Origin of the sequence: Azoarcus sp. PA01 (genome assembly GCA_001274695.2) — a bacterium.
Classification (GTDB): Bacteria; Pseudomonadota; Gammaproteobacteria; order Burkholderiales; family Rhodocyclaceae; genus Aromatoleum.
In genome coordinates, this window is record LARU01000004.1 from 1,079,526 (window position 1) to 1,106,168 (window position 26,643).

At 64.0% G+C, this 26,643-nt stretch carries 24 protein-coding genes and 6 tRNA genes; 6 read left to right on the plus strand and 24 right to left on the minus strand.

Going from position 1 to position 26,643, the window contains the following annotated elements:
• Positions 1 to 31: 31 nt before the first annotated feature.
• The 5 genes from ilvN to PA01_17205 form a co-directional block, all read right to left on the minus strand.
• On the minus strand, positions 32 to 346 hold the full coding sequence (gene ilvN / locus PA01_17185) for an acetolactate synthase small subunit (GenBank protein KON80145.1): 315 nt from the start codon (positions 344 to 346) through the stop codon (positions 32 to 34).
• Position 347: 1 nt separating this feature from the next.
• Complete coding sequence (ilvB, locus tag PA01_17190; GenBank protein KON80418.1) at positions 348 to 2,015, minus strand: acetolactate synthase large subunit; 1,668 nt, start codon at positions 2,013 to 2,015, stop codon at positions 348 to 350.
• A 280-nt stretch (positions 2,016 to 2,295) separates the two neighbouring features.
• Complete coding sequence (locus PA01_17195) at positions 2,296 to 3,966, minus strand: long-chain-fatty-acid--CoA ligase (protein KON80146.2); 1,671 nt, start codon at positions 3,964 to 3,966, stop codon at positions 2,296 to 2,298.
• 174 nt (positions 3,967 to 4,140) lie between these two features.
• Positions 4,141 to 4,599, minus strand: a complete 459-nt coding sequence (locus tag PA01_17200) for a CBS domain-containing protein (protein ID KON80147.1) — start codon at positions 4,597 to 4,599, stop codon at positions 4,141 to 4,143.
• A gap of 150 nt (positions 4,600 to 4,749) precedes the next feature.
• Positions 4,750 to 5,073 carry a ferredoxin family protein gene (locus PA01_17205; GenBank protein ID KON80148.1) on the minus strand — a complete coding sequence of 108 codons (324 nt, stop codon included), beginning with the start codon at positions 5,071 to 5,073 and terminating at the stop codon, positions 4,750 to 4,752.
• Between the two features lie 275 nt (positions 5,074 to 5,348).
• Here PA01_17205 and trxA point away from each other — a divergent pair, with 275 nt between their 5' ends.
• Complete coding sequence (trxA, locus tag PA01_17210; protein ID KON80149.1) at positions 5,349 to 5,675, plus strand: thioredoxin TrxA; 327 nt, start codon at positions 5,349 to 5,351, stop codon at positions 5,673 to 5,675.
• A gap of 132 nt (positions 5,676 to 5,807) precedes the next feature.
• Positions 5,808 to 7,067, plus strand: a complete 1,260-nt coding sequence (gene rho, locus PA01_17215; protein KON80150.1) for a transcription termination factor Rho — start codon at positions 5,808 to 5,810, stop codon at positions 7,065 to 7,067.
• Positions 7,068 to 7,175: 108 nt separating this feature from the next.
• Here rho and PA01_17220 read toward each other — a convergent pair whose 3' ends face one another.
• From PA01_17220 to phaC, 14 genes are all read right to left on the minus strand, one after another.
• Complete coding sequence (locus PA01_17220) at positions 7,176 to 8,027, minus strand: 3-hydroxybutyryl-CoA dehydrogenase (GenBank protein KON80151.1); 852 nt, start codon at positions 8,025 to 8,027, stop codon at positions 7,176 to 7,178.
• 237 nt (positions 8,028 to 8,264) lie between these two features.
• Positions 8,265 to 8,341: transfer RNA gene (locus PA01_17225), tRNA-Asp, on the minus strand.
• Between the two features lie 66 nt (positions 8,342 to 8,407).
• Positions 8,408 to 8,483, minus strand: a tRNA-Glu gene (locus PA01_17230).
• Positions 8,484 to 8,501: 18 nt separating this feature from the next.
• Positions 8,502 to 8,577: transfer RNA gene (locus tag PA01_17235), tRNA-Ala, on the minus strand.
• A 112-nt stretch (positions 8,578 to 8,689) separates the two neighbouring features.
• Positions 8,690 to 8,766, minus strand: a tRNA-Asp gene (locus PA01_17240).
• Between the two features lie 66 nt (positions 8,767 to 8,832).
• A tRNA-Glu gene (locus PA01_17245) sits at positions 8,833 to 8,908 on the minus strand.
• A gap of 18 nt (positions 8,909 to 8,926) precedes the next feature.
• Positions 8,927 to 9,002: transfer RNA gene (locus tag PA01_17250), tRNA-Ala, on the minus strand.
• Positions 9,003 to 9,075: 73 nt separating this feature from the next.
• Entirely contained in the window at positions 9,076 to 10,482 is a 1,407-nt protein-coding gene (locus tag PA01_17255) for an FAD-binding oxidoreductase (GenBank protein ID KON80152.1), read from the minus strand.
• A 16-nt stretch (positions 10,483 to 10,498) separates the two neighbouring features.
• Positions 10,499 to 11,443 (minus strand): patatin-like phospholipase RssA, encoded by a 945-nt coding sequence (gene rssA / locus PA01_17260; protein KON80153.1) that lies wholly within the window; start codon positions 11,441 to 11,443, stop codon positions 10,499 to 10,501.
• Positions 11,444 to 11,458: 15 nt separating this feature from the next.
• Positions 11,459 to 12,790 carry a 30S ribosomal protein S12 methylthiotransferase RimO gene (gene rimO / locus PA01_17265; GenBank protein KON80154.1) on the minus strand — a complete coding sequence of 444 codons (1,332 nt, stop codon included), beginning with the start codon at positions 12,788 to 12,790 and terminating at the stop codon, positions 11,459 to 11,461.
• Positions 12,791 to 12,842: 52 nt separating this feature from the next.
• On the minus strand, positions 12,843 to 13,475 hold the full coding sequence (gene phaR / locus PA01_17270; GenBank protein KON80155.1) for a polyhydroxyalkanoate synthesis repressor PhaR: 633 nt from the start codon (positions 13,473 to 13,475) through the stop codon (positions 12,843 to 12,845).
• Between the two features lie 121 nt (positions 13,476 to 13,596).
• Complete coding sequence (locus tag PA01_17275) at positions 13,597 to 14,337, minus strand: beta-ketoacyl-ACP reductase (GenBank protein KON80156.1); 741 nt, start codon at positions 14,335 to 14,337, stop codon at positions 13,597 to 13,599.
• Positions 14,338 to 14,558: 221 nt separating this feature from the next.
• Positions 14,559 to 15,299, minus strand: a complete 741-nt coding sequence (phbB, locus tag PA01_17280; protein KON80157.1) for an acetoacetyl-CoA reductase — start codon at positions 15,297 to 15,299, stop codon at positions 14,559 to 14,561.
• A 108-nt stretch (positions 15,300 to 15,407) separates the two neighbouring features.
• On the minus strand, positions 15,408 to 17,150 hold the full coding sequence (gene phaC, locus PA01_17285; protein KON80158.1) for a class I poly(R)-hydroxyalkanoic acid synthase: 1,743 nt from the start codon (positions 17,148 to 17,150) through the stop codon (positions 15,408 to 15,410).
• A 128-nt stretch (positions 17,151 to 17,278) separates the two neighbouring features.
• On the opposite strand from phaC, the gene PA01_17290 reads away from it, so the two are divergent.
• Positions 17,279 to 17,500, plus strand: a complete 222-nt coding sequence (locus PA01_17290; protein KON80419.1) for a hypothetical protein — start codon at positions 17,279 to 17,281, stop codon at positions 17,498 to 17,500.
• 19 nt (positions 17,501 to 17,519) lie between these two features.
• Here the strand turns inward: PA01_17290 and pgeF are convergent, their stop codons facing one another.
• A complete protein-coding gene (pgeF, locus tag PA01_17295; GenBank protein ID KON80159.1) occupies positions 17,520 to 18,254 on the minus strand; it encodes a peptidoglycan editing factor PgeF in 735 nt (244 codons plus the stop codon).
• Entirely contained in the window at positions 18,251 to 19,213 is a 963-nt protein-coding gene (rluD, locus tag PA01_17300; GenBank protein ID KON80160.2) for a 23S rRNA pseudouridine(1911/1915/1917) synthase RluD, read from the minus strand. Before rluD ends, pgeF begins: the two co-directional genes overlap by 4 nt.
• 13 nt (positions 19,214 to 19,226) lie before the next feature.
• Between rluD and PA01_17305 the strand changes: the two genes are divergently transcribed.
• A complete protein-coding gene (locus PA01_17305; protein KON80161.1) occupies positions 19,227 to 20,024 on the plus strand; it encodes an outer membrane protein assembly factor BamD in 798 nt (265 codons plus the stop codon).
• A gap of 67 nt (positions 20,025 to 20,091) precedes the next feature.
• Here the strand turns inward: PA01_17305 and PA01_17310 are convergent, their stop codons facing one another.
• Positions 20,092 to 21,537: a mannose-1-phosphate guanylyltransferase/mannose-6-phosphate isomerase gene (locus PA01_17310; protein KON80162.1), complete on the minus strand. Its 1,446-nt coding sequence runs from the start codon at positions 21,535 to 21,537 to the stop codon at positions 20,092 to 20,094.
• 447 nt (positions 21,538 to 21,984) lie between these two features.
• Between PA01_17310 and cysK the strand changes: the two genes are divergently transcribed.
• Positions 21,985 to 22,962: a cysteine synthase A gene (gene cysK / locus PA01_17315; protein ID KON80163.1), complete on the plus strand. Its 978-nt coding sequence runs from the start codon at positions 21,985 to 21,987 to the stop codon at positions 22,960 to 22,962.
• Between the two features lie 186 nt (positions 22,963 to 23,148).
• On the plus strand, positions 23,149 to 24,228 hold the full coding sequence (tal, locus tag PA01_17320; GenBank protein ID KON80164.1) for a transaldolase: 1,080 nt from the start codon (positions 23,149 to 23,151) through the stop codon (positions 24,226 to 24,228).
• Here the strand turns inward: tal and PA01_17325 are convergent.
• A complete protein-coding gene (locus PA01_17325) occupies positions 24,218 to 24,550 on the minus strand; it encodes a DUF3135 domain-containing protein (GenBank protein ID KAI5912363.1) in 333 nt (110 codons plus the stop codon). The two genes, tal and PA01_17325, sit on opposite strands and share 11 nt — an antisense overlap.
• A 126-nt stretch (positions 24,551 to 24,676) precedes the next feature.
• Positions 24,677 to 26,560, minus strand: coding sequence for a chemotaxis protein CheA (locus PA01_17330; protein ID KON80165.2), 1,884 nt, complete (start codon positions 26,558 to 26,560; stop codon positions 24,677 to 24,679).
• Positions 26,561 to 26,643 lie beyond the last annotated feature (83 nt).

A 26,643-nucleotide genomic window follows, 5' to 3' on the forward strand; every position in this document is an offset into this window, starting at 1 on the left:
GCGCCGCCCCGTTCGCAACATCGCTCGACACTCAGTGGAAAAATTTCTCCAGCCGCTCGAACACTTCGTGCTCCGCTGCGTGGCGGCGCACCGACAGTACATCGACGAGCTTCTCCAGCTGCAGCACCATCTGCTCGAGCCGCTGGTCCTCGAACACCAGCAGCCAGATGCGGCTGCGGCGCGGGTCGGACATCGGCATGCACAAGATGCCTTCGACGTTGAACGCGCGCCGCGCGAACAGATTGCAGATGTGGCTCATCACGCCGGGGTGATTGTTGACTTCGAGCTCCAGCACGACTTTGGCGAAGCCGGATTGCTGCAAGGGTTCGGCAACTTGTTCGATCATGTCAGCCTCCGATCATTTCGGTGTTCGCAGCGCCCGGAGGCACCATCGGATAGACGAATTCCTCGCGGTCGATCGATGCATGGATCAGGCACGGCCCGGGGGCGTTCAGTGCCTGGACCAGCGCCGCGCGCGGGTTCGGGGCCGTATCGAGGTCGACGCCGTCGATGCCGAAGCCCTCGGCGATTTTCAGAAAATCCGGGGCGCCCCGGTACTTCGACGCGAACACCCGCTTGCCGTAGAACAGGCTCTGCTGCTGATACACCAGCCCCAGCGCGTTGTTGTTCATCAGCACGATCTTGACGTTGAGCCCTTCTTCGGCGAGCGTCGCGAGCTCCTGGATGTTCATCTTGAAGCTGCCATCGCCGGTGAAGCACACGACCGTCCGCGCGGGCGCCGCGAGCGCCGCCCCGACCGCCACCGGCAAGCCGAATCCCATCGTCCCGAATCCGCCCGAGGTCAGCCACTGACGGGGCCGGCGCAACGGATAAGCCTGCGCGACCCACATCTGGTGCTGTCCGACGTCGGTCGTCACCACCGCCTCATCGCCCACCACGGAGGCGACCGCCTGGACGAGACCATAATGGCTGCGCGGGTCCTCGAGTCCCGGCAGGTGCAGCGGAAAGCGGCTTTTGAGGCTGGCGACGTGTGACAGCCAGCGCTTGCGCAGCCTGACGTTCACCCGCGGCAACAGCGCCTCGAGAACCACGCCGACATCCCCATTGATCGCGACATGCGCGTTCTTGATCTTGTGCAGCTCGGACGGATCGATGTCGATATGCACGATCTTCGCGCGCGGGCAGAATTGCGCCGCCTTGCCGATCGCCCGGTCGTCGAAGCGCGCGCCGACGCAGACCAGCAGGTCCGATTCCTCGAGGATGAAATTCGTGTAGCGTGCCCCATGCATCCCCAGCATGCCGAGCGAAAGCGGGTGGTCGCTCGGCATGACGCCCAACGCCATCAGTGTCGTCGTCGTCGGCAAACCGGCGCGCTCGGCGAGCATGACGATTTGCTGCGCCGCGCCGGAATGAACCGCGCCGCCGCCGACATACAGCACCGGTCGTTCCGCAGCATTGATGAGTCGGGCCGCCTCTTCGATCGCCTCCGGATCGCTCGCGGGCGCGGCATCGGGAATGGCGGGCAGCGGAAACGCGTCGAAACTCACGAGCTGGGTCTGCACATCCTTCGGGATGTCGACGAGCACCGGTCCCGGCCGCCCGGACATCGCGAGGCGAAACGCGTCGGGAATGACCTGCAACAATTCGGCAGCCGAACGCACGAGGAAATTGTGCTTCGTGATCGGCACCGTCATGCCGTAGACGTCGGCTTCCTGGAACGCGTCGGTACCAATCATCGAGAGCGGCACCTGCCCGGTGATCGCCACCATCGGAATCGAATCCAGATGCGCGTCGGCAATCGCCGTGACGAGGTTCGTCGCACCGGGGCCGCTCGATGCGAAGCACACTTCCGGACGGCCCGACACCCTGGCCATCCCCTGGGCGATGAACCCGGCCCCCTGTTCATGACGGGCGAGCACGTGGCGAATCAGCTTGCTCCCCGACAGCGCGTCGTAGAGCGGCAGGATCGCTCCGCCCGGAATGCCGGCAACGGTGCGTATGCCCTGCCGTTCAAGCAAGCGCAGGATCAGTTCGGCGCCGGTCATCTGGATCATGATGATCTCCTTCGGTTCGTGTTCGGCGGCAGGAACCGGCGGCGCAAAAAACAAACCCCCGCCGGGCTTGCGCGCCGGCGGGGGTTGGAATCAGTGCTACCTGGTTGTCCCTTGCCCTTAAGACGCGCGCCTGCCTACGCTTGCTACTACGCGTACCGGCAGTACTACGGCGAGGGAGAGAACCAGATGCGTCATGGCATTACAAATATCGGGGTCAGTGCTCCGGATTCTAACCACGGATCGCACGGAAAAACAAGCACTGCCACAGCAGCCCGTCCGTTCAGGCTTTCCCGTCGCGCAACAGCCGCCGCAGGATCTTCCCGACATTCGTCTTCGGCAATTCGTCGCGAAACTCGACGAGGCGAGGAACCTTGTAGGCGGTCAGGCTTTCGCGACAGTGCGCAATGATCGTCTCGCGGGTCAGCGAGGGATCCTTGCGCACGACAAACACTTTGACTGCTTCGCCGGTGCGCTCGTCGGGCACGCCGACCGCGGCGACTTCCAGCACGCCCGGATGGCTTGCGACGACATCCTCGATCTCATTCGGAAAGACGTTGAAACCCGATACCAGGATCATGTCCTTCTTGCGGTCGACGATGCGCACAAAGCCTTTTTCGTCGATCGTCGCGATGTCACCGGTGCGCAGAAAACCATCGGGCGTAAAGACGTTAGCCGTGTCCTCCGGCCGATTCCAGTACTCGCGCATCACCTGCGGCCCGCGCACGCACAGCTCGCCGGGCTGCCCTAGCGGCATTTCGCTGCCGTCATCGCCGCGAATGCTCACTTCCGTCGACGATACGGGCAGGCCGATCGAATGATTGAACGCGGGCAGGTCGAGCGGGTTTATCGTCACCGCCGGCGAAGTTTCGGTCAGCCCGTAGGCCTCGATGAGCGGCTTTCCGGTGACCCTCCGCCAGCGGTCCGCCACCTGCTGCTGCACTGCCATTCCCCCGCCGAGCGCGATGTGGAGCCGGGAGAAATCGAGCTTCGCAAAATCCGGATTGTTCAGCAACGCATTGAACAGCGTATTGACCCCGGTGATCGCGGTGAATTTGTACTTGGCGAGTTCCTTGATGAAGCCGGGAATGTCGCGAGGATTGGTGATCAGCACGTTCGTCGCGCCGAGCTTGAAGAACGTCAGGCAGTTCGCAGTGAGCGAAAAAATATGATAGAGCGGAAGGGCCGTGATGATGATTTCCTCGCCTTCATGGACGAAGGGCCCAATCCAGGCGTGTGCCTGCTGCAGGTTCGCGATGATGTTGCCATGGGTCAGCACCGCCCCTTTCGCCACGCCGGTCGTGCCGCCGGTGTATTGGAGAAAGGCGATGTCGTCATGCCCGACGCTCACCGGCTCGAGCGGGAATGCGGCGCCCCTGGATAATGCCGCCGAAAAGCTCACATGGCCCGGGAGATTCCATGACGGCACCAGCTTCTTGACGTGCCGGACGACCAGATTGACGACCAGGCTTTTCGGAAAGCCGAGCATTTCGCCGAGGCTCGTGACGACGATATGAGTCATCCTGACCTTCGGCAGCACCTGTTCGAGCGTGCTGGCGAAATTCTCGACGATGACGATCGTGTCGGCGCCGGAGTCGCGGAGCTGATGCTCCAGTTCACGAGCGGTGTAAAGCGGGTTGACGTTGACGACGACGTAGCCGGCCCTGAGCACTCCGAACATTGCGATCGGGTACTGCAGCATGTTCGGCATCATCAGCGCGACGCGCGCCCCCTTCGGAAGCTTCAGCGCGCCTTGCAGGTAGCCTGCGAACCCGGCGGACAAGCGGTCGAGCTCGGCATAGCTGACGCCCTTGCCCATGTTGATGTAGGCGATCCGGTCGCCAAACTGCCGCACGCTGCGGCTGAACAGGTCGCCGATGGAGCTGAACTCGGTCGGATCGATTTCTGCGGGAACGCCCGGGGGATAGCTCTGCAGCCAGATCTTTTCCATCATCGACTCCTTCAGCCGGAAACCGCTGCCGGCAAGCGTGATCCGGTCAGGCCGTCCGGAACCCGCTCGACGCCTGAGACGGCGGCGGTGGGTTCCCGCTATCATTGGGAGCCGCAGCGATGATCGTCACGCCTCCTCCCCGGACTCGCGCCTCCGCCGCAACAACAAGCTGCTGCGTTATTTTTCGTCCTCTTCGCCTGGCTCGCGCGGCCAGTTGCGAATGTAGTTTTTCAGCATCCGGTTCTCAAAACTCTGCTCTTCAAGCACTGCCTTCGCCACGTCATGGAAGGACACCACGCCCATCAGCGTATTACCGTCCATCACCGGCAGATAACGCTGGTGATGATCGACCATCAGGCGACGCAGCGCATCCATTTCCATGTCGGGAGAGGCGACCATCGGCCCGGGAAGCATCGCCGCTTCGACGGGCATCTCGGCCCAGGCTCCGCCGCCCTTGTGCACCGCCTGCAGCACTTCACGAAAAGTCAGCATGCCGGTCATCTGGCCCTGCGAAAAAACCACGAGCGAGCCGACGTCCTGCTCGGTCATGATGGCTACCGCTTCAGCCATGCTCCTGCTGGGGGCAATCGTATAGAGCACCTTGCCCTTGATCGCAAGAATCTCGCTCACCAGCATTTGTGTTCCCCCACCATTGTCATGTAATTCACCTTGGGCGATGTTAGTGGAATGTCGTGAGCGCGAACAGAGCCTGGACAAATCGCCGCGCTCGTCGTCGCGGCGTTCGCAGACCTCGACTGCGGCTCTCCACTTCGTTATTCGAGTTCTTTATTTGGTCAGTTCGTCGAGCTTGCCCGTTCGCTTCGCCCACTCGTCGGCATCCGGCAAGGGATCCTTGCGTTCGACGATCGGCTTCCACTGCTGCGCGAGTTCCGCATTGAGCGCGATGAAATGCCGCTGCCCCTCGGGGACGTCATCCTCGGCAAAAATCGCTTCCACCGGGCACTCGGCGACACACAGCGTGCAGTCGATGCATTCGGTCGGGTCGATAACCAGGAAATTTTCCCCTTCCCTGAAGCAGTCCACCGGACAGACGTCAACACAGTCGGTGTACTTGCAGCGGATGCAGGCTTCAGTTACAACATAAGTCATTATTTGAACTCCATCAGTTCGATACTCGGTCAAAATGGGCAACACTCCCAGTGCTCACAATATAGCCGAGAGAGCCCGCTTGGTGCCATTGCCGCCTCCCCCACGTCCTCCGGCATAGCCCGCGGCCCGGAGAACTTCTTGACGCGCGGGCCGGCTTCGCATAACTTTTCGAAAACTCCCAGCACGAGGCGGTTCGATTCCGCCTTTGTCGACCGGGCCCGTCGGGGCCCGTCCCCCTACCCGAAGCACTACCGTTACCCCTGATGCGAGGAAACATGAGCGAGCATATCCATTACGTCACCGACGGCAATTTCGAAGCCGAGGTGCTTCAGTCGCAGACCCCCGTGCTGGTCGACTACTGGGCCGAATGGTGCGGTCCGTGCAAGATGATCGCGCCGATCCTCGACGACGTCGCCAAGGAATACGCCGGCAAGCTGAAAGTGGCGAAGCTCAACATCGACGAAAACCAGGAGACGCCAGCCAAATTCGGCGTACGCGGCATTCCGACGCTGATGCTGTTCAAGGGCGGCAACGTCGAAGCCACCAAAGTCGGCGCGTTGTCGAAGTCCCAGCTCACCGCCTTCATTGACAGCAACCTCTGACCGGCGCTACAGTCCAGGTCGTTTCCGCGGCGCCTTTCGCGCCCCGTGCCGAAATTCCCGGCGCCGCGATTGCCTCTCTCCCAGATCCCTTCACCTGCTTCATCCAATAGCGCCTTGTTGCGCCCTCTCGCCATGCAATTATCGGAGCTGAAGTCCCTCCACGTAAGCGAACTGCTGGAAATGGCCATCGCGAATGAAATCGATGGTGCCAACCGGCTGCGCAAACAGGAACTCGTGTTCGCCCTGCTCAAGAACCGGGCGAAAAAGGGCGAACCGATTTATGGCGACGGAGCGCTCGAAGTCCTGCCCGACGGATTCGGATTCCTGCGTTCCCCGGACATTTCCTATCTTGCCGGAACCGACGACATCTATGTTTCCCCGTCGCAGATCCGGCGCTTCAACCTTCACACCGGCGACACGATCGAGGGCGAAATCCGCACGCCCAAAGACGGAGAGCGATATTTCGCGCTGGTCAAGCTGGACAAGATCAACGGCGAAGCTCCCGAGGCCTGCAAGCACAAGATCCTCTTCGAGAACCTCACGCCGCTGCACCCGAACGAATGCCTCAAGCTCGAACGGGACATCCGCGGGGAAGAAAACATTACGAGCCGGGTGATCGACATGATCGCGCCGATCGGCAAAGGCCAGCGCGGTCTGATCGTCTCCCCGCCGAAGAGCGGCAAGACCGTGATGCTGCAGCACATCGCGCACTCGATCGTCGCCAATCATCCCGACGTCGTCGTCATCGTGCTGCTCATCGACGAGCGCCCCGAGGAAGTGACCGAGATGCAGCGATCGGTCAAAGGTGAAGTGGTCGCTTCCACCTTCGATGAACCCGCGTCTCGCCACGTGCAGGTCGCCGAGATGGTGATCGAGAAGGCCAAGCGCCTGACCGAGCACAAGAAGGATGTCGTAATTCTGCTCGACTCGCTGACGCGCCTCGCACGCGCCTACAACACCGTCGTGCCCGCATCCGGCAAGGTGCTCACCGGCGGCGTCGACGCGAACGCGCTGCAAAAACCCAAGCGCTTCTTCGGCGCCGCCCGCAACATCGAGGAAGGCGGGTCGCTGACGATCATCGCGACTGCGCTGATCGACACCGGCAGCCGCATGGACGACGTGATCTACGAAGAGTTCAAGGGCACGGGCAACATGGAGTTGCACCTCGATCGCCGCATGGCCGAGAAGCGGGTTTACCCGGCGATCAACGTCAATCGGTCCGGCACGCGGCGCGAGGAACTCCTCCTCAAGCCCGACGTACTGCAGAAAGTGTGGATCCTGCGCAAATTGCTGTACGGCATGGACGACATCGACGCGATGGAATTCCTGCTCGACAAGATCAAGGCCACCAAGAGCAACGGCGAGTTCTTCGACGCAATGCGCCGCGGCTGAAACAGGATGCTCAAGCGATAACGCCACCCGCGGGTGGCGTTTTTTATCGGGTTGCGGGCGAGGAGGCTTTATAGCGGCCGCTACAGCCGGCCACCTTCCCGAAGCAGCTTACTTGTACTCGAAGAAGCCTTTGCCCGACTTGCGGCCGAGGTAGCCCGCTTCGACCATCTCGACGAGAAGCGGCGCGGGGCGATACTTCGGGTCCTTGAAACCTTCGAAGAGCACCTGCATCACCGCGAGTTCCACGTCGAGGCCGATCATGTCGCCCAGCGCGAGCGGGCCGATCGGATGGTTGCAGCCCAGCTTCATTGCCTCGTCGATCTCGGCCGCGCTCGCGAGGCCTTCGCCGAGGGCAAAAATCGCCTCGTTGATCATCGGGCACAGCAGCCGGTTGACGACGAAACCCGGGCTGTTGCGCACTTGCACCGACGTCTTGCCGACTGCGGCGGCAAGCGTCTCGACAGCCGCGTAAGTGGCGTCGGACGTCTGCAGGCCGCGAATGAGCTCCACCAGCGCCATCACCGGGACGGGATTGAAGAAATGCATGCCGATGATCCGGTCGGCGCGGCGCGTCGACGCAGCGAGCTTCGTGATCGAGATCGAAGACGTATTGCTCGCGATGATCGCCTCGGGTTTTGCAATGGCGTCGAGCTGTTCGAAGATTTTCAGCTTCAGCGCGAGGTTTTCAGTTGCCGCCTCGATGATGAGGTCGCAGTCGCTCATCGCGCCGAGCTCGGTCGATCCGCTCACCCGCGCAAGCGCCTCGGCCTTCTGCGCTTCGCTCATCTTGTCTTTCTTGACGAGCCGATCGAGGCTGCCGTTCAGGGTCGCCAGGCCGCGCTGCAACGCCGCTTCCGCGACGTCGCTCATCACGACGTCGAACCCTGCCACCGCGAACGCCTGGGTTATCCCGTTTCCCATCGTTCCGGCACCAACGATCCCGATTTTCTTCATATTCATTGTATGTCCCGCTCCTGTCGTTTAACGAACACATCGGCAATGCCATCGAGGATCCCGTACCGAAGCGTATCGAGAAAACTCTAGTGCAATTTACCTTGATGATGCCAGCGCCGCGAATGCCCGCCATCGCAGCCATCCGTCACTCACGGCGGCCCGTACCCAACTCTGGATGATCGCCTTCCAATGACACGCGCTTGACGGGCGAAAAAAAGGGAGCCCGAAGGCTCCCTTGTCTGTTGGCGGAGTGGACGGGACTCGAACCCGCGACCCCCGGCGTGACAGGCCGGTATTCTAACCAACTGAACTACCACTCCGCGCTGACCTGCTACCGGCAGTTTTGTGCCGATTTGCGCGCCGCCTGATGGCGACCCGCCTTGTTCTGGCGTCCCCACGGGGATTCGAACCCCGGTTACCGCCGTGAAAGGGCGATGTCCTAGGCCTCTAGACGATGGGGACATCGTCGCTTTCTTCGGTTGGTGGAGGTAAGCGGGATCGAACCGCTGACCTCTTGCATGCCATGCAAGCGCTCTCCCAGCTGAGCTATACCCCCACGACAGAGCGCGAGACTATAGCGCTTGAATGAACGCACTGCAAGCACAGCTTGTTCGCCGATCCGGATGAACATGTACCGGAACGACACACCAACACTGCTGCTATGAAACTGGCGGAGTGGACGGGACTCGAACCCGCGACCCCCGGCGTGACAGGCCGGTATTCTAACCAACTGAACTACCACTCCGCGCTGACCTGCTACCGGCAGTTTTCTGCCGATTTGCGCGCCGCCTGATGGCGGCCCGCCTTGTTCTGGCGTCCCCACGGGGATTCGAACCCCGGTTACCGCCGTGAAAGGGCGATGTCCTAGGCCTCTAGACGATGGGGACATCGTCGCTTTCTTCGGTTGGTGGAGGTAAGCGGGATCGAACCGCTGACCTCTTGCATGCCATGCAAGCGCTCTCCCAGCTGAGCTATACCCCCTGACCCGAAAGAGCGCGCATTATAGGGCCACCCAATGACACTGTAAACCCCGAATTGCGATTATCTTTGCATCTCACAAAACCTTGCCGGGATTCATCAAACCGCGTGGATCGAGGCTTTCCTTTACCGCCCGCATCAAGTCCAGCTCGACTTCAGATTTGTAGCGCCGGACCTCGACGCGCTTGAGCTGGCCGAGACCGTGCTCGGCGGATATCGAGCCCCCGAGCTGGTCGACGACATCGTGAACGAGGCGATTGACTTCCTCGGTTCTCGCGACGAAATGGGCGTTTTCCTGGGCGTCCGGCTTCGACAGGTTGTAGTGCAGGTTCCCGTCGCCAATATGGCCGAAGGCAACGATGCGCGCATCCGGCCATACGGCGAAGAGGGCGGCGTCTGCCCGTTCGAGAAACTCCGGAATCCTGCTTACCGGAACCGAGATGTCGTGCTTGATGCTGACACCTTCGAGCCGTTGCGCTTCCGAGACGTTTTCGCGCAATGCCCACAGGGTTTCGGCCTGCGCCAGGCTCGAGGCGACCGCCGCATCGAGCACGAGCCCCTCGTCCAGCGCTTCGGCGAGCGCCCGCTCGAGCATTGCCCCGAGCGGGGCATCGACGAAAGCGTCCGACAACTCCACGAGCACCGCCCATGCCCCCGGGTCGGCAAGCGGCGACCGCGCGCCGGGGAAGTGCTTCAACACCAGATCGAGCGCCGGGCGGCCGACGATTTCGAACGCCGTCACCCGGTCGCCCCCGGCGTTCCTCAGCCGGGCGAGAAGCGTCACGGCTGCCGCAGGGTCGGGTACCGCGACCCAGGCCGTCGCACGGCTGCGCATGCGCGGAAAGAGCTTGAGCGCCGCCGCGGTGACGATGCCGAGAGTGCCTTCCGCGCCGATGAACAGCTGCTTCAGGTCATAGCCGGTGTTGTCCTTGCGCAAGGTCCTCAGCCCGTCCCATACGCGGCCGTCAGGCAGGACGACTTCGACGCCGAGCACCAGGTCTCGCATGTTGCCGTAACGCAGCACCTGGACGCCGCCGGCGTTCGTCGATAAATTCCCGCCGATCTCGCAACTCCCCTCCGAAGCGAGCGACAGCGGGAAAAGCCGATCGACCGCTGCCGCTTCCTGCTGAACGGCGGCAAGGGTGCAGCCCGCTTCGGCGATCAACGCATTGTTGGCGGGATCGACGGCGCGGATGCGATTCATGCGTGACAGGTTGATGACCACCGTCTGCCCGTCCGGCAGTGGGGTCGCGCCACCGCACAGGCCGGTATTTCCGCCTTGCGGGACCATCGCGACGTCGGCCGCCGCACACGCGCGCATCACTGCCGCGACTTCGGCGGTCGCGGCGGGCTTGACGACCGCCAGCGCGGCTCCCGTGTAGCGCCCGCGCCAGTCGGTCAGGTGAGGCGCCATCGACGCGGGGTCGGTGAGCACATGCGGCGCCCCGACGACAGCCGCGAGCGTGCGTAGCAACTCGTTCATATCCGGCAACTCCCGTTCAGCGAGGCCCCAGGCAGTATCGCAACGTCGGCAGCATCCGTTCGACGGCCGCCTCTCCTTCGGCAATGGCCTCCGCAGCCCGATGAAAATCCATCGGCCCCAAGTGGCCCAGGCGCGGAGAGATCTGCACATCGGCCGGCTCGCCGGCAAGCCGGCTGCGCGCGATACGCACCTGCATGATGTTGATGCTGCTCGTGAGGACGGTCAGCAGCGAGGGCAGGTTGGCCTCACGCAACGGATTCTGACCGTTTCCCGGCTCACCGTTCCCGCCGCTGCCGAAAAAGCCCAGGCGTCCGAACAGGCGCTCCGTCCAGCCGATACCGGTTTCGGCCTCGGCCGGCGCCGGACGCCAGGATTTTCCGATCATGTCCGACCCCAGATCGACTGCGATCACGACATCGGCGCCCATCGCGCGGCACAGCGAAACCGGCACCGGGTTGACGAGGCCGCCGTCGACGAGCAGGCGGCCGTTGTGGATGACCGGCGTGAACAGCCCGGGAAGCGCGATCGAGGCACGCACGGCGGCCGAAACGCTTCCTTCCCGCAGCCAGATCTCCCGTCCGGTTTCCAGTTCGGTGGCGACGCACGCAAAGGAGCGCTGGAGTTCGGAAAAATCCCGATCGACGAACTTGCGCTCGAAAAACTGGATGAGCTTCTGTCCGCGGATCAGTCCGCCCCTCAGGCTGACGTCGAGCAGCGAAACGACATCCTGCCATTTCAGCGACTGCGCCCATTCGGTGAGCTTCGTGAGATCCCCCGCCGCCATCGCGGCGCCGACAAACGCGCCGATCGAACATCCGCAGATCACCTGCGGCTCGATTCCTTCGCGCGCCAGCGCTTGCAGGACGCCCAGGTGCGCCCAGCCTCGCGCCGCACCGCTCCCCAGCGCCAGACCGATGACCGGGCTGCTGCCGGGCGCGCACGGGAGCGCTGTTTCGTACATGACGCTAACAGGACATCACGGGAGCGGCGCGGCGTAAAGATCGTGCACGTCGCAGTCGGTGACGCGCACTTGGGCGAATTCGCCGGGAACGAGACCGTCGCCATCCGGGATGATGACGAGCCCGTCCACTTCGGGGGCATCACTGCCCGAGCGGGCAACCGCGCCTTCATCGTCGACTTCCTCGACGAGCACGGTGATGTCGCGCCCGATCCAGCGTTCGAGGCGCTGCGTCGAGATGTCTTCCTGGAACTCCATCAGGCGCATCCGCCGTTCCTCGCGAATCTCGTCGGGCACCGGATCGGCCAGCAGATTCGCGGCAGCACCTTCGACAGGCGAATAGGCGAAGGCACCGACGCGATCGAGCTGCGCCTCTTCGAGGAAACGGAGCAGCTGCTCGAAATCTTCATCGGTTTCACCGGGGAAGCCGGTGATGAAGGTCGAGCGGATCGTCAGGTCCGGGCAAATGCTGCGCCACTTGCGGATCCGTTCGAGGACGTTTTCGACATTCCCGGGACGCTTCATCGCCTTGAGGATGCGCGGACTGGCATGCTGGAAGGGCACATCCAGATACGGCAGGATCTTGCCCTCGGCCATCAGCGGAATCAGTTCATCGACGCTCGGATACGGATAGACGTAGTGCATCCGCACCCATACCCCGAGTTCGCCGAGCGCATTCGCCAGGTCGATCAGCCGAGTCTTGAGCGGACGGCCGTTCCAGAAGCCGGTACGATATTTCACGTCGACACCATACGCGCTGGTGTCCTGCGAGATCACGAGGAGTTCCTTCACTCCCGAATCGACGAGCGATTCGGCCTCGCGCATGACTTCATGGATCGGACGGCTGACGAGGTCGCCGCGCATCGACGGAATGATGCAGAAGCTGCAGCGGTGGTTGCAGCCCTCCGATATCTTGAGGTATGCGTAATGCGCGGGAGTCAGCCGGATTCCCTGGGGCGGGATGAGATCGGTAAACGGATCGTGCGGTTTCGGCAGATGCTGGTGTACGGCCTTCATCACCGCGTCGGTCGCGTGCGGGCCTGTCACCGCCAGCACCTGGGGGTGGGCCGCAAGGATGACGTCGTCCTTGGCTCCGAGGCACCCCGTGACGATCACCTTGCCGTTTTCGGCGAGCGCCTCACCGATGGCGTCGAGGGACTCCTCGACTGCGGCATCAATGAAGCCGCAGGTATTGACGACGACGAGGTCCGCGTCATCGTAGCTGCCGGAAAGGTCGTAGCCTTCTGCACGCAGGCGCGTCAGGATATGTTCGGAATCGACCGTGGCCTTGGGGCAACCGAGGGATACGAAGCCGACGCGCGGTACGCGCTGGGATTTGTGCTGGTTCATGCTCTCTGTCGAATCCCTGTGCGGCCCACGAATGGCCGCGGGCGGGTTCGCCTTATTTCTGGGCGGCGCGGCCGCCCTTCGCCGTGGGTTTTTCTGCCGGCGTCTCGGTTTCGGTGGCCGTTTTCGCAGCCGTCTCGTCCTTGCCCGCAGGAGCGTAGCTGGGGAACGGGAATCCGGTGAAGATGTTGCGGGTCTGGCTCTCGATCTGTTCCTGCATCTGGGAGAACATCTTCTTGCTCTGCTCGACGTAGGTGCCCATCACGCTTTGCAGCGCAGGGCCCTGGAAATTCAGGAACTGCGCCCACAGGTCCTGGCTGATCGGGCTGTTCTCGCCATAGATCGCCTGCGCCTGTTCCTGCAGCTTTCCCTGCATTTCGGTAAAGGCCTTGATGTTGTTCTCGAGGTACTTCCCCATCATTCCCTGCGTGGCGTTGCCGTAGAAGCGGATCATGTGGGCGAGAAGATCGCTGGTGAACATCGGCGCGCCGCCGGCTTCTTCTTCGAGGATGATCTGGAGCAGGATGCTGCGCGTCAGATCCTCGGTGGTTTTTGCATCGACCACCTGAAATTCTTCGCGGCTGAGCACCAGTTCCTTGACGTCGGCCAGCGTGATGTACGAACTGGTCCGGGTATCGTACAAACGGCGATTCGGATACTTCTTGATCAGGCGCCCTTGCTCGGCCATATTCGCTTTTCTCCTCGACGGCGGTCGATTCCGCTCTGTAAAAAAATTATACCGCGCTGCCGAAAGAAAAACCCCGCCATTCGGCGGGGTTCGCAATCATCCGCAGACTTCGGATGCTGCATCAGCACATGTGGAGGCCGCCGTTGATGTTGATCGTCGCCCCGGTAACGTAACCGGCCAGGTCGGAAGACAGGTAGGAGCACAGGGCGCCGATTTCTTCCGGCTTGCCCAGGCGCTTCATCGGGACGCTGTCGATGATGCCCTGGCGGATGTCTTCGCGGATCGCCATCACCATCTCGGTGCCGATGTAGCCCGGCGCGATCGCATTGACGGTCACGCCTTTCGTCGCAAGTTCCGCGGCAAGCGCTTTGGTGAACCCCAGCACGCCCGCCTTCGCGGTCGAGTAGTTCGCCTGGCCGGCCTGGCCCTTGACGCCGTTCACCGAAGAAATATTGATGATCCGCCCGTAGCCCCGCTCTGCCATCTTCGGCGAGATGTGGTGGGTGACGTTGAAGAGGCTGTTGAGATTGGTGTTGATGACCGCATCCCACTGCGCCTTTTCCATCTTCGGGAAGAACTTGTCGCGGGTGATGCCGGCGTTGTTCACCAGCACGTCGATCGCGCCGACGTCGGCCTCGATCTTCGCCACCATAGCTCGACAGGAGTCATAGTCGGACACGTCGCCTTCGGCAGCGATGAAATCGAAGCCGAGCTCCTTCTGCCGTCCCAGCCACTCATCCTTCTGCGGGAAGCCGGGGAGACAATTGGCCACGACCTTCATTCCGTCCTTTGCCAGCGCCTGGCAGATCGCGGTACCCAGACCGCCCATGGCGCCGGTGACGAGTGCGACTTTCTGATTCATTTGCAATCCTCTTGCTGCTATTGGGTGATGAGGAATCACAGGCAGTCGCGCCTTCGTCGGCTGCCCCGCTCTTCGGTTGGCTGACAGGCGGCACCCGGGAGGCGGGTACCACGAGCGGGAAGATTATAAGCACATTCGCTGCATGATGCTGCAATGCAATAAGTAAAAACGGCGTGCTCCTTGTGCCGGAACACGCCGTCAGCGAGCCTTGCGCGCGTGGCTCAGAACATGTGCTGGCCGCCGTTGATCGAGATATTGGCGCCCGTGACGAACGCCGCTTCCTCGGACGACAGGTAGGCCACCAGCCCCGCGATTTCTTCCGGCTTGCCCAGGCGCGCCACCGGAATCTGCGGCAGGATCTTGGTATCGAGAATCTCCTGCGGGATCGCCATCACCATCTTGGTGCCGATATAGCCCGGCGAGATCGTGTTGACGGTGACGCCGGAACGAGCCACTTCCAGTGCCAGCGCTTTCGTGAAGCCGTGCATCCCCGCCTTGGCCGCGGAGTAGTTGGTCTGGCCGAACGCGCCCTTCTGGCCATTCACCGACGACACGTTGATGACCCGCCCCCACTTGCGCTCGACCATTCCGTCCATGACCTGCTTGGTCATGTTGAACACGCTGTCGAGGTTGGTCGAGATCACCGCATCCCAGTCCGCCTTGGTCATCTTGCGGAACGTCATGTCGCGGGTGATGCCGGCGTTATTGACCAGCACGTCCACCGGGCCGACCTCCTTCGTCACGATTTCGACGCAGCTCCGCGCCGAATCGAAATCCGACACGTCGCAGGGAAAGGCACGGAAGCCGTAACCCATGTTGTTCATCGTCTGCAGCCATTCGCCGGCTTTCGCGTTACCCGGCGAATGTGTGGTCACCACCCGGTAGCCCAGCGCCGCGAGCTTGATGCACACCGCTTCGCCCAGGCCACCCATGCCTCCCGTTACCAGTGCAACTCTTGCCATCTTCTAACTCCTCTCCCGTTTCGTCTCTCGAAGGGTCTGTAACAATGCCCGGCAACGCCCCCCGTAACCGCTGCCGCGGGCTGATTCTTCTTGTCCGCTATCGCGTGTTCAGGCTTTTTCCTTGACGTATCGGCCCGGCGCCGGTTCGGTCGGCTTGTACGTCGCATTGCCGAGGCGCGCGCGCGCCGCCACCTGCTTGCCGCCGCGCAGCTTCAGCCACTCGATCCAGTGCAGCCACCAGCTGCCCTTGCGTTCGGCGGCACCCTCCAGCCATTCGTCGGGGTCGGCTGCGGTGGAAGGATTGACCCAGAAGCTGCGGCGATTCTTGGACGCGGGATTGATCGCTCCGGCGATATGCCCGCTCGCCCCGAGCACGAAAGTCGTCTCGCCTCCGAGCAGACCGCGCGACAGGTAGGCGCCTTTCCACGGCACGATGTGGTCCTCGCGAGTCGCGAGCAGGTAGGCCGGCACATCGACCCTGCCGAGATCGACCTTGACCCCGAGCACTTTGAGCTTGCCCGGCACGCGGAGGTTGTTTTCGAGGTACATGTTGCGCAAGTACCACGTCAGGAACGGTCCCGGCAGGTTCGTGCTGTCCGAGTTCCAGTACAGCAGGTCGAACGGCGGCGGCGTGCTGCCTTTCAGATAGTTGCCGACGACGTACTGCCAGATCAGGTCGTTGGCGCGCAGCGAGGAAAAGACGTTGGCGAGCTCCTGCCCCTTGAGCAGCCCGCCTTTGCCGATCGCCGCTTCGCGCGCCGCGACGCTCGCTTCGTCGACGAGGCAGGCGAGTTCCCCCGCATCGGCGAAATCGAGCAGCGTCGTCATCAAGGTGACGCTCTCGACCGGCTCCTCGCCGCGGCCGCGCGCGACCGCCAGCGCTGCCGACAGGATCGTGCCGCCGACGCAGAAGCCGAGCGCGTTGGGCTTTTTGACGCGCGTCACCGCGCGCACGACGTCGAGCGAGGTCAGCACGCCTTTGTCGACGTAATCGTCCCACGTGAAATGCCCGCCCTCCGGCCCGACGTTCTTCCACGACACGAGGAACACCGTGAAACCCTGCTCGACGGCGAAGCGCACGAGCGAATTTTCCGGCTGCAGATCCAGCACGTAATACTTGTTGATGCTCGGCGGAACGATCAGCAGCGGGACCTGCGCGACCTTGTCGGTGAGCGGCGCATACTGGATCAGTTGAACGAGCTCGTTCTCGTGGATGACCGCGCCCGGCGTGACGGCCAGATTGCGGCCGACTTCGAATGCCGCCTCGTCGGTCATCGAAATGCGCCCTTTTTCGAGATCCGCGATCAGGTTCTTCAGCCCTTTCGTGATGCTTTCACCCTTGGTCTCGACGGCCGTTTTGATGAATTCGGGATTGGTTGCCGCGAAGTTCGACGGCGCCAGCGCATCGATATACTGCCGCGTGAGGAACTGCACTCTCGACTTGGCCCGTCCGTCGGCCATCGGCAGCGCGTCGGACACCTCCTTGAGGAATTCGGAGTTCAACAGGTATGCCTGCCGGACGTAATCGAACACCGGACTCGATGCCCATTCCGGCGACGAAAACCGGCGGTCGCCAGGCGGCGGTTCGACGATCGGCGCCGCCTGCTCGCCGGGCTTGCGCTGCAGCAGCGTCGACCACAAGGCCGCGTGCCGCTCCGCGAACTGCTGTTGCATGCGGCCGAGTTCCTCCGCTTCGGGCAACGGAAGACGCTGCACCGTTGCGCCCGAGTTGTCCTGCATCGCAGCCTGCTGACGCCCCACGGCGTCGAAGAAGTTCTGCATCATGGCCTGGCCGAACTGCAGCATTCCCTGAACCGCTGCGTTCGCCTGCTTGTCTTCCGAATCAGACATCCGCCCCTCCTGAGGCAGGGGTCCGGGCTGCTTGCGGGCATGTCCCGGTGACCCTGGTGGTGTGCCGTCCTTCCACGCTGCTTGCCGGGCATGGGGCCGCGGGCACAAGCCGGGTAGAATCGGCAATCATGTACATTGTCGCCATCGCGTGGTCATACGTGGTTCTGCTTGCTGCCATTTCCGACACCACGGTGATTGGCGGCGTGCTCACTTTCATATTCTGGGGGGTCGGACCGCTAGCCCTTTTTCTCTGGCTGTTCGGGACGCCGGCACGGCGCCGCAACGCACGCAAGAGCCGCAGCGCCGAAGAAACACGCGCCGACGATGCCGACTCCACCCCCGATCAATAGTACCGATCATGCGTCCGGGCTAAGGTGCCAACCATACCATTGACACAAAGCGCCCCGTGATACCCTCCCTCCGGTAGGAAAAAAAACGATCCCGTTCGGCATAGGTGCAGATGCCCCCGCCGTACGTCCGCGACACCCCTAGCCGGGCCAGACGCAGGCGCGCGAGCAAAAACAGATCCGCCATCCACTTGCCGGCCCCGGCGGCGGGCCGAAAGGCGATCGCGGTGGCTGGATCGGCCGCGACGAATGCCTCGCGAACTTCCTCGCCAACTTCGAAAGCGGCTGGCCCGATCGCCGGCCCCAGCCATGCCATCACGGTCGCAGCCGGTACGCCCATGCGTGCCAGCGTCGCATCCAGCCCCCCTGCGGCAAGACCGCGCCATCCCGCATGGGCTGCTGCGACAACGCTGCCTTCGTCATTGCAGAAAAGCACCGGGAGACAATCGGCCGTCATCACCGCGCACACCGCGCCGGACCGCGTCGCGACCGACGCATCGGCGCGGGCCGGGGCGCCGATGCCGTCGGCGTCGGTAACCGCGATGCCATGCACCTGCTCGAGCCACGCCGGCTCGTCGGGCAGGCACTTCCGAAGCAGGGCCCGATTGCGTTGCACGTCCGCGACCGAATCCCCGACGTGCAGGGCGAGGTTCATGCTCGCGTACGGTCCCGTGCTGACCCCGCCGTTGCGCGTCGTCACGAGCCCGCGGACATGCGGCGGGGCCGGCCAGTCCGGCTCGATCCAGTCCGCCGTCACGACGCGGATTCCTCGCGCAGACTCGCGAGCAGCGCTTCGAAATCGTCCGGCAGCGGCGATTCCCAAGTCATCTCCGCGCCACTTGCCGGATGCAGCAGGCCGAGCCGGAAAGCGTGCAACGCCTGCCGCCCGAACGCGTCGAGCACCGGACTGCCGCTGCGGCGCAATCCATAGGTCGCGTCGCCGACGAGCGGATGGCCGATGTGCGCCATGTGGACGCGGATCTGGTGCGTGCGGCCGGTCTCGAGCTGGCACTCGACGAGCGTCGCGCGGGCAAAGCGCTCGCGCGGGCGATAGCGGGTCGCGGCGGATCGGCCCGGCTGCACGACCGCCATCCGCGTCCGCTGGGTCGGGTGGCGGCCGATCGGCGCATCGACGACGCCCGGCCCCGCGACGAAGCGGTGCACCAGCGCAAGGTAGTGCCGCCTGACGGTGCGCGCCTGCAGCTGGCGCACGAGGGCGGTCTGGCTTTCCAGCGTCTTCGCGACGACCAGCAGGCCGCTGGTGTCCTTGTCGAGCCGGTGGACGATCCCAGCCCGTGGCACGGCCGCCAGTTGCGGCGCGTGATGCAGCAGCGCGTTCAGGAGCGTGCCGCTCCAGTTTCCGCTGCCGGGATGGACCACCAGCCCGACCGGCTTGTCGATGACGAGGATTTCCTCGTCTTCGTGCACGACCACGAGCGGAATGTCTTCGGGCACTTCGGCAGCGGCTTCAGGGGGCGGAGCTGTATCGACCTCGAGCGACTCTCCGCCCCAGACCTTGAACTTGGCATCGGGCTGATCGCCGTCGAGACTCACCCGGCCGGACTTCAGCCACCCCTGCAGGCGGCTGCGCGAATGGGACGGAAACAGCCGCGCGAGCGCCTGATCGAGGCGCAACCCGGCGCACTCGGCCGGAATCGTCAATCGGTGGTGCAAAGGCGCCGCATCCTGTGGGCTATAATCGTCCGGTTCATTCACGCGAGTCTTTTTGATGGCCAGGGTCACCTTTCGAAGTTTAGCGGTTATCGCCGCGCTGCTGCTTGGTGGTTGCGGTTCGATGCCCGAACAGATCGACATGACGGCGGGCTGGAACGCGCAGCGTCTCTACTCCGAAGCCAAGACCTTCATGAACGAAGGGGCATACGAGCAGGCGATCAAGCTCTTCGAAAAGCTCGAAGCGCGCTATCCGTACGGGCGCTATGCGCAGCAGGCCCAGATCGAGGTCGCCTACGCCCAGTACAAATCGGGCGAACCGGCGCTGGCGATCGCCGCCGCGGACCGCTTCATCAAGCTGCATCCGAATCACCCGAATGCCGATTACGCCTACTATCTGAAAGGCCTCGCGACGTTCAACGAAGACCTCGGACTGCTCGCGGGACTGTCCAACCAGGATCTTTCCGAGCGCGACCCGAAAGGCGCGCAGGAGTCGTTCGACACGTTCGGCCAGCTCGTCAAGCGTTTCCCGGAAAGCCGCTATGCCGAAGACGCGAGCCAGCGGATGCAATACCTCGTCAATTCGCTCGCCGCCCACGAAGTCCATGTCGCGCGCTACTACTACCGCCGCGGCGCCTACGTCGCCGCGGTCAACCGCGCCAGGACGGCAATCGAGACGTACCCCCAGGCACCCGCTGCCGAAGAGGCGCTGTTCGTGCTGGTGAAAAGCTACGACACGCTCGGCATGACCGAGCTGCGCGACGACGCCGACCGCGTGATGCGCAAGAACTTCCCGAACAGCGTCTATTTCGCCGGCGGGCCGAAGGACACCCGGCCGTGGTGGCAGCTCTGGTAAGCGCCGCGGCAGCCGGGAGCCGCAGGCGGGGACAGGTTCGTTCCGCCGCCAATCGACCTTCCCCTCGTCAGCTCCGGCCGTACGTATCCTCGAAGCGCACGATGTCGTCTTCGCCCAGGTAACTGCCCGACTGCACCTCGATCATCTCCAGCAGCATCTTCCCCGGGTTTTCGAGGCGATGCATGACGCCCAGCGGAATGTAGGTCGACTGGTTCTCGGACAGCAGGAAAGTTTCGTCGCCGCGCGTGACTCTGGCGGTGCCGCGCACGACGATCCAGTGTTCCGCCCGATGATGGTGCATCTGCAGGCTCAGCGACGCCCCCGGCTTGACCTCGATGTGCTTGACCTGGAAACGGCCGCCGGTGTCGATCGAATCGTAACAGCCCCACGGCCGATGTATCTTGCGATGCGCCAGCGCCTGCGGGCGGCTGGCGGACTTGAGCCGCGCGACGATCTTCTTGACATCCTGCGTCTGGTCCTTGCGCGCGACCATCACCGCATCGGGCGTTTCGACGATCACCAGTCCCTCGACGCCGAGGCACACGACCATCCGGCTCGTCGCATGGACAAGGCTCCCGGTCGTGGCTTCGAACATCACGTCGCCGCGGCCGGAATTGCCGTCGTCGTCCTTGTCGGCGAGCGTCCACAGCGCATCCCACGCACCGACATCCGACCACCCGACCGACATCGGCACGACCTGCGGGGCAATGCCCAGTTCCGGCGTCGCCGCGAGCTTCTCCATGACTGCGTAGTCGATCGAATCCGATGGACAGGCCTGGAACGCCTCGCGGCCGACCCTGACGAAGTCGGCATCGAAGCCGGCCGTCCCGAGCGCCGCTTCGCATGCTGCCAGCATTTCCGGATTGAAATGCCGGAGCGCCTTCAGCCAGACACTGGCCTTGACCATGAACAGGCCGCTGTTCCACAGGTACGCGCCGCTCGCGACGTACTCGGCCGCAGTCTCGGCGTCAGGTTTCTCGACGAAGGACGCGACCGCATGAATGCCGGAGCCCGCTTCGTCACCGACGCGGATGTAGCCGTAGCCTGTTTCGGCGCGCTCCGGCACGATGCCGAACGTCACCATCGCGCCGGCCAGCGCCGCTTCGATGCCGATGTCGATCGCCCGGTGGAAAGCCTCACGGTCACGAATGACGTGATCGGCCGGCATCACGAGCAAGACCCCATCGTCGCTGTCGCGCCGTACCGTCAGCGCGGCAAGCGTCAGCGCCGGCGCAGTGTTGCGTCCGACGGGTTCGAGCAGGATGTGGTTCGTCGGGCAGCCTGCCGCCCGCATCTGCTCGGCCGTGATGAAGCGGTATTCCTCGTTGCACACGACGAGCGGCTGTTCGGCCACCGGCAGACGTCCGGAAAACCCTGCGAGGCGAAGCGCCGTCTGCTGCAGCATCGTGTCGTCGCCGATCAGCGCCAGCAGCTGTTTCGGATATTGTTCGCGGGACAGCGGCCACAGACGCGTGCCGGAGCCGCCGGACAGGATAACGGGGTGAAGTTTCATTGCGGGATCCATCGAGATGCGGTAGGGATCGGCGTGCGTGCACGCCGGAGTCGGGCAAGTGCCGCCCGGCTGCCGCGAGGATACGATAAAAACCCGTCTGCCATTTCGACCGACTGCAAGAGAGTGTGATCGCGGACACTGAAAAGGGCCCGTTCGCGCCGCTGCTCGACATCCCCCACAGTTCCGGCCCCGGCAGCGGTCACCGAGCGCAAGCGCATCGCGCGAGTTGCGGTCCCTAAAGCAGGGGATTCGCCCTCCAGCCGCTTCCGGCGCACCTGCCTCGCACTCACGAGTCATCGAAAAGGTTCTTCGCTAAACCGGCGTCGACTATCGTAATCTTCCTGTCCGTAGCTGCTTTCATTCATTCGTCGAACCGTGTCCCGGCTCTCGCGCCCCGGATGGGCCGTTACCGAGAACGTTCATTCCACTCTTTCATGGAGCCCGATCATGTCGAACTGGTATTCCGACAACGCCTTGTCGATCGGCAAGACGCCCCTGGTCAAACTGAACCGCGTCACCGACGGCGCCGCGGCGACCGTCCTCGCGAAAATCGAAGGCCGCAACCCGGCCTATTCGGTGAAGTGCCGTATCGGCGCCGCGATGATCTGGGACGCCGAACAACGCGGCCTGCTCGGTCCCGGCAAGGAAATCGTCGAGCCGACGAGCGGCAACACCGGCATTGCGCTGGCGTTCGTCGCCGCCGCGCGCGGCATCCCGATCACGCTGACGATGCCCGAGACGATGAGCGTCGAGCGACGCAAGCTCCTTGTCGCGTACGGCGCGAAGCTGGTGCTGACCGAAGGGGCCCAGGGCATGAACGGCGCGATCGCGAAAGCCGAGGAGATCGCCGCGTCCGACCCGGGTCGCTACGTGCTGCTGCAACAGTTCAACAACCCCGCGAATCCAGCGATCCATGCGTCGACGACAGGTCCGGAGATCTGGAACGACACCGACGGCAACGTCGATATCTTCATTTCCGGCGTCGGCACCGGCGGGACGATCACCGGCGTGTCGCGTTACTTCAAGGAGACGCGCGGCAAACCGATCGTCTCGGTCGCCGTCGAACCCGAAGCGAGCCCGGTGCTGACGCAGACGCGCGCCGGAGAACCGCTCAAGCCGGGGCCGCACAAGATCCAGGGACTCGGCGCCGGCTTCGTGCCGAAAGTGCTCGACCTGTCGCTGATCGATGCGGTCGAGACGGTCAGCAACGACGACGCGGTTCTCTACGCACGCCGGCTCGCACGCGAGGAAGGGATCCTCTCCGGCATCTCGTGCGGCGCCGCAGTGGCAGTGGCTGCCCGCGTCGCCCAGCGACCGGAGAACGCCGGCAAGACGATCGTCGTGGTGCTGCCGGACTCGGGCGAGCGCTACCTCAGTTCGATCCTGTTCGAAGGCCTTTTCGACGCTTCGGGCGTGGCAATCTGAACGACCCCTGCGCAGCCGCCCTCGCCCGGAACAGGGTGAGTGGCGGCGGTCGGCTGCCGCGGGACCACGCGATCACGCGCCGGCGCCGGGGCCGTCAGACGAGTCCCGCACGGGTCGCGCGAGCTTTCGGCGACCGACGATTCATAGCACAATGAACCTTCGAACAACCCCTCTCCGCAGCCCTCCATGAATCCTTTGCTCCGCGTACGCGCCGAAGGCCAGCAGGTCTGGCTCGACAATCTTTCCCGCACGCTTCTCAACAAAGGGCACCTCGCGCGGCTCGTCGCCGCCGACGGCCTCGCGGGCGTCACGACCAATCCGGCGATCTTCCACAAGGCGATCGCAGGCGGGCACTACTACGAAGAAGACCTCGCCCGCCTCAAGGGCGAAACGATCGACGCTGAAACCCGCTACGAGCGACTCGTGATCCCGGACGTGCAGCGCGCCTGCGACCTGCTGCGCCCGGTGTTCGACGACAGCTGCGGCAACGCCGGCTACGTGAGTCTCGAAGTGTCCCCGGCGCTCGCGCACGACGCGGCGCGCACCGTCGCTGCCGGGCTGCGGCTGAAGCACGCGGTCGGGCGTGACAACGTGCTGATCAAGGTGCCCGCGACCGCCGCCGGCCTCGAAGCGATCGAACAGCTCACCGGGCGCGGCGTGAGCGTGAACGTGACGCTGATGTTCTCGCTGGCGCATGTCGACGCGGTCGCCGAAGCTTATTTGCGCGGCCTCGCTGCCTGGCAGCAGGCGGGAGGCGACGTCGGACGCGTGATGTCGGTCGCGAGCCTGTTCCTGAGCCGCGTGGACACGCTGCTCGACCGGCAGCTCGACGAGATCGGCAGCGACGCGGCGCTTGCGCTGCGCGGAAAATCCGCCGTCGCGATGGCGAAGCTCGCGTATCGGCGTTATCGCGAGCGCTTCCACGGTGCCGCGTTCGCTACCCTGCGCAACGCGGGCGCGCGGCCGCAGTTCATGCTTTGGGCGAGCACCGGGACGAAGAATCCCGCGTACAGCGACCTCCTGTACGTCGAACCGCTGATCGGGCCGGAGACGGTCAATACGCTCCCCGACGCGACGCTCGCAGCGCTGCGCGACCACGGCACGGTCGCGCGCACGCTCGACCGGGATGTCGAGGCAGCGGAAGTGCAGCTCGCTGCACTGGAAAGGCTCGGCATCGACATGACGGCGGTGGGAAAGCGTCTGCAGGACGAAGGACTGCGCCAGTTCGAAGAAGCTTTTGCCGAACTTCTCGAGCTCACTGCCTGAGCTTCGGGCGTGGGCCGTTCGTCCCGCAGTGCGGCTGCACCGCTTGCGGTACTTCGCCGAGCGCCCGCAGCCGCTCGCATTGCAGCTGGAGCAATTCCAGCCGCTTCGTCATCATCGCGCCCAGCACGCGAGTGGCCAGCAGCGGGCTGCCGGCGCTCGCCCGAATGCAGTCGATCCTGCGCTGCAGCTCGCGTAGCCGGCCGCGTTCGGCCGGCGGATGGGCCGCGATGAACTGTTCGATGGCTTCGGAGCGCGCGCGAAAGAACGCCTCCGGATCCCGCTTCGCGAGACTGCTCCAGTACCCGAAATCGAAGCCGGCCATGACGCCCCTCCCCGCGGCACGGCGACGGCCATGCGTGTTTCATCCTAGGCAGCAGCAGGAGGCGACGCAAGCCCAGCGGCGACCGGCCTGCACGTGCAGCCGCGGGGGGCGACCAGCGGGCCCGGCTCAGGCCGCGGCGGCGTGCTCCGGGCTCAGCGCCAGACGGGCCATGCCGCGGAAATCCCCGGAACCGCCGAGCAGTTCCTTCATGTCGAGGATCAGCACGATCTGGCCGTTCGAAAGCGTCGTCACGCCGGCGACGCCTTTCGGCCTGAAATCGTCGAGCGACTTGATGACAGCGTCTTCGCGGCCGGCGAAGCTGTCGATCGCGAGGATGAACGACAGTTCCGCGGCCTGCATGAGCACGCCGTAACCGGGCGGGCGCTCGAGCGGCCAGCCCAGCATGCCGGCCAACGGCAGGATCGGCAGCACTTCGCCGCGCACCACCATCGTCGCGCGCCCGCCCACTTCCTGGACTTCGCGCATGTCGATCGGCAGGATTTCCCGGACCATCGACAACGGCACCGCGAACGGCTGCTCGCCCAGCCGCACCAGCAGGACCGGCAGGATCGCCAGCGTCAGCGGCAGACTGATGACGAAAGTGGTGCCTTTGCCGAGTTGCGACTTGATCTCGATGCTGCCGTTGAGCTTCTGGATGTTCGTCCGCACGACGTCCATCCCGACTCCGCGGCCCGAAACGTCCGACACCTGCGACGCCATCGAGAACCCGGGCAGAAACACCAGGTTGAAACTCTGGCGCTCGTCCATCGCGTTCGATTCCTCATCGGTGATGAGACCTTTCTCCAGCGCCTTCGCGCGCAGTCGCTCGGGGCTCATGCCGCGCCCGTCGTCGGCGACGAGCAGGATGATGTGATCGCCTTCCTGGCGCGCCTCGAGACGCACGACCGACTTTTCCGGCTTGCCGTTCGCGATGCGTTCGGCCCGATCCTCGACGCCATGGTCGACGGCGTTGCGGATCAGATGGATGATCGGATCGGCCAGATCCTCGATCATCGTCTTGTCGATTTCGGTTTCCTCGCCGTCGAGCACCAGTTCGACGTCCTTGCCGAGGTTCCGTGCAAGGTCGCGCGCGATCCGCGGGTATTTCTGGAACAGCCGGCCGACCGGCTGCATGCGGGTTTTCATCACCGCGTTCTGCAGGTCCGAAACGAGGAGATCGAGCTGGCTGACTGCGAGATCGAGCGAATGCAGCGTCTCGGTATCGTTGCGCCCGCTCAGGATGTCGCTGCGCAGCGCGTTGAGCCTGTTCTTCGTCAGACCGATCTCGCCCGACAGGTTCAGCACTTGGTCGAGCCGCGTCGTGTCGACGCGAATCGAGTTGTCGCGCTGCCTCTCGATGTCGCGGCGCCCGCCCGGCGCTGCAGCAGCGTCGGGCCTGTCGTTCCCGCGCCGGCCGATCGCGGCGTGGATGACTTCCTCCGGCGGCCGGGCCGGCTGCGCGGCAACATTCACCGCGGGTTCGACCGTTGCGGACGTGCGGGCCGGCGAACCGGTGAGCGCGCCGTGCAGCGCTTCCCAGTCCGGCTCCCCGCGCTGCGCGCCGTCGGCACGCCCCGCCGGCACTGACTCGACGGGAGGCTGCGGCATCGCCGAGAGTTCTCCTGCGATCGCGTGCTTCAAGCGCGCAATCAGCGCCGGTTCCGCCGCAGCGGGCCGGGTGCTATGTTCGAGCTGCGAAAACATCGTCCGCACGGTTCCCGTGGCTTCGAGGATCACGTCCATGACTTCGGGCGTGACCTGCACTGCGCCGGTGCGAAGATTGTCGAACAGGTTCTCGGTCAGGTGGCACAGCGTCACCAGTTCGGCAGCATTGAGGAAACCCGCTCCGCCCTTGATCGTGTGGAAGCCGCGGAATATCTCGTTCAGCAAGCTGCGGTCGTCAGGAGCCCGCTCCAGGTCGACGAGCTTGTTATCGACGCCGGACAGCAGGTCCCCGGCCTCGATCAGGAAATCCTGCAGGAGATCTTCCATTCCCGCGAAGTCACTCATGACGTTCTCGCATTATCGTTGCAGACTGCCGGGACGAAAGCCGCGGCGCGGCCTGTCGCCGTATCAAACGGCGGGTGCCCGCC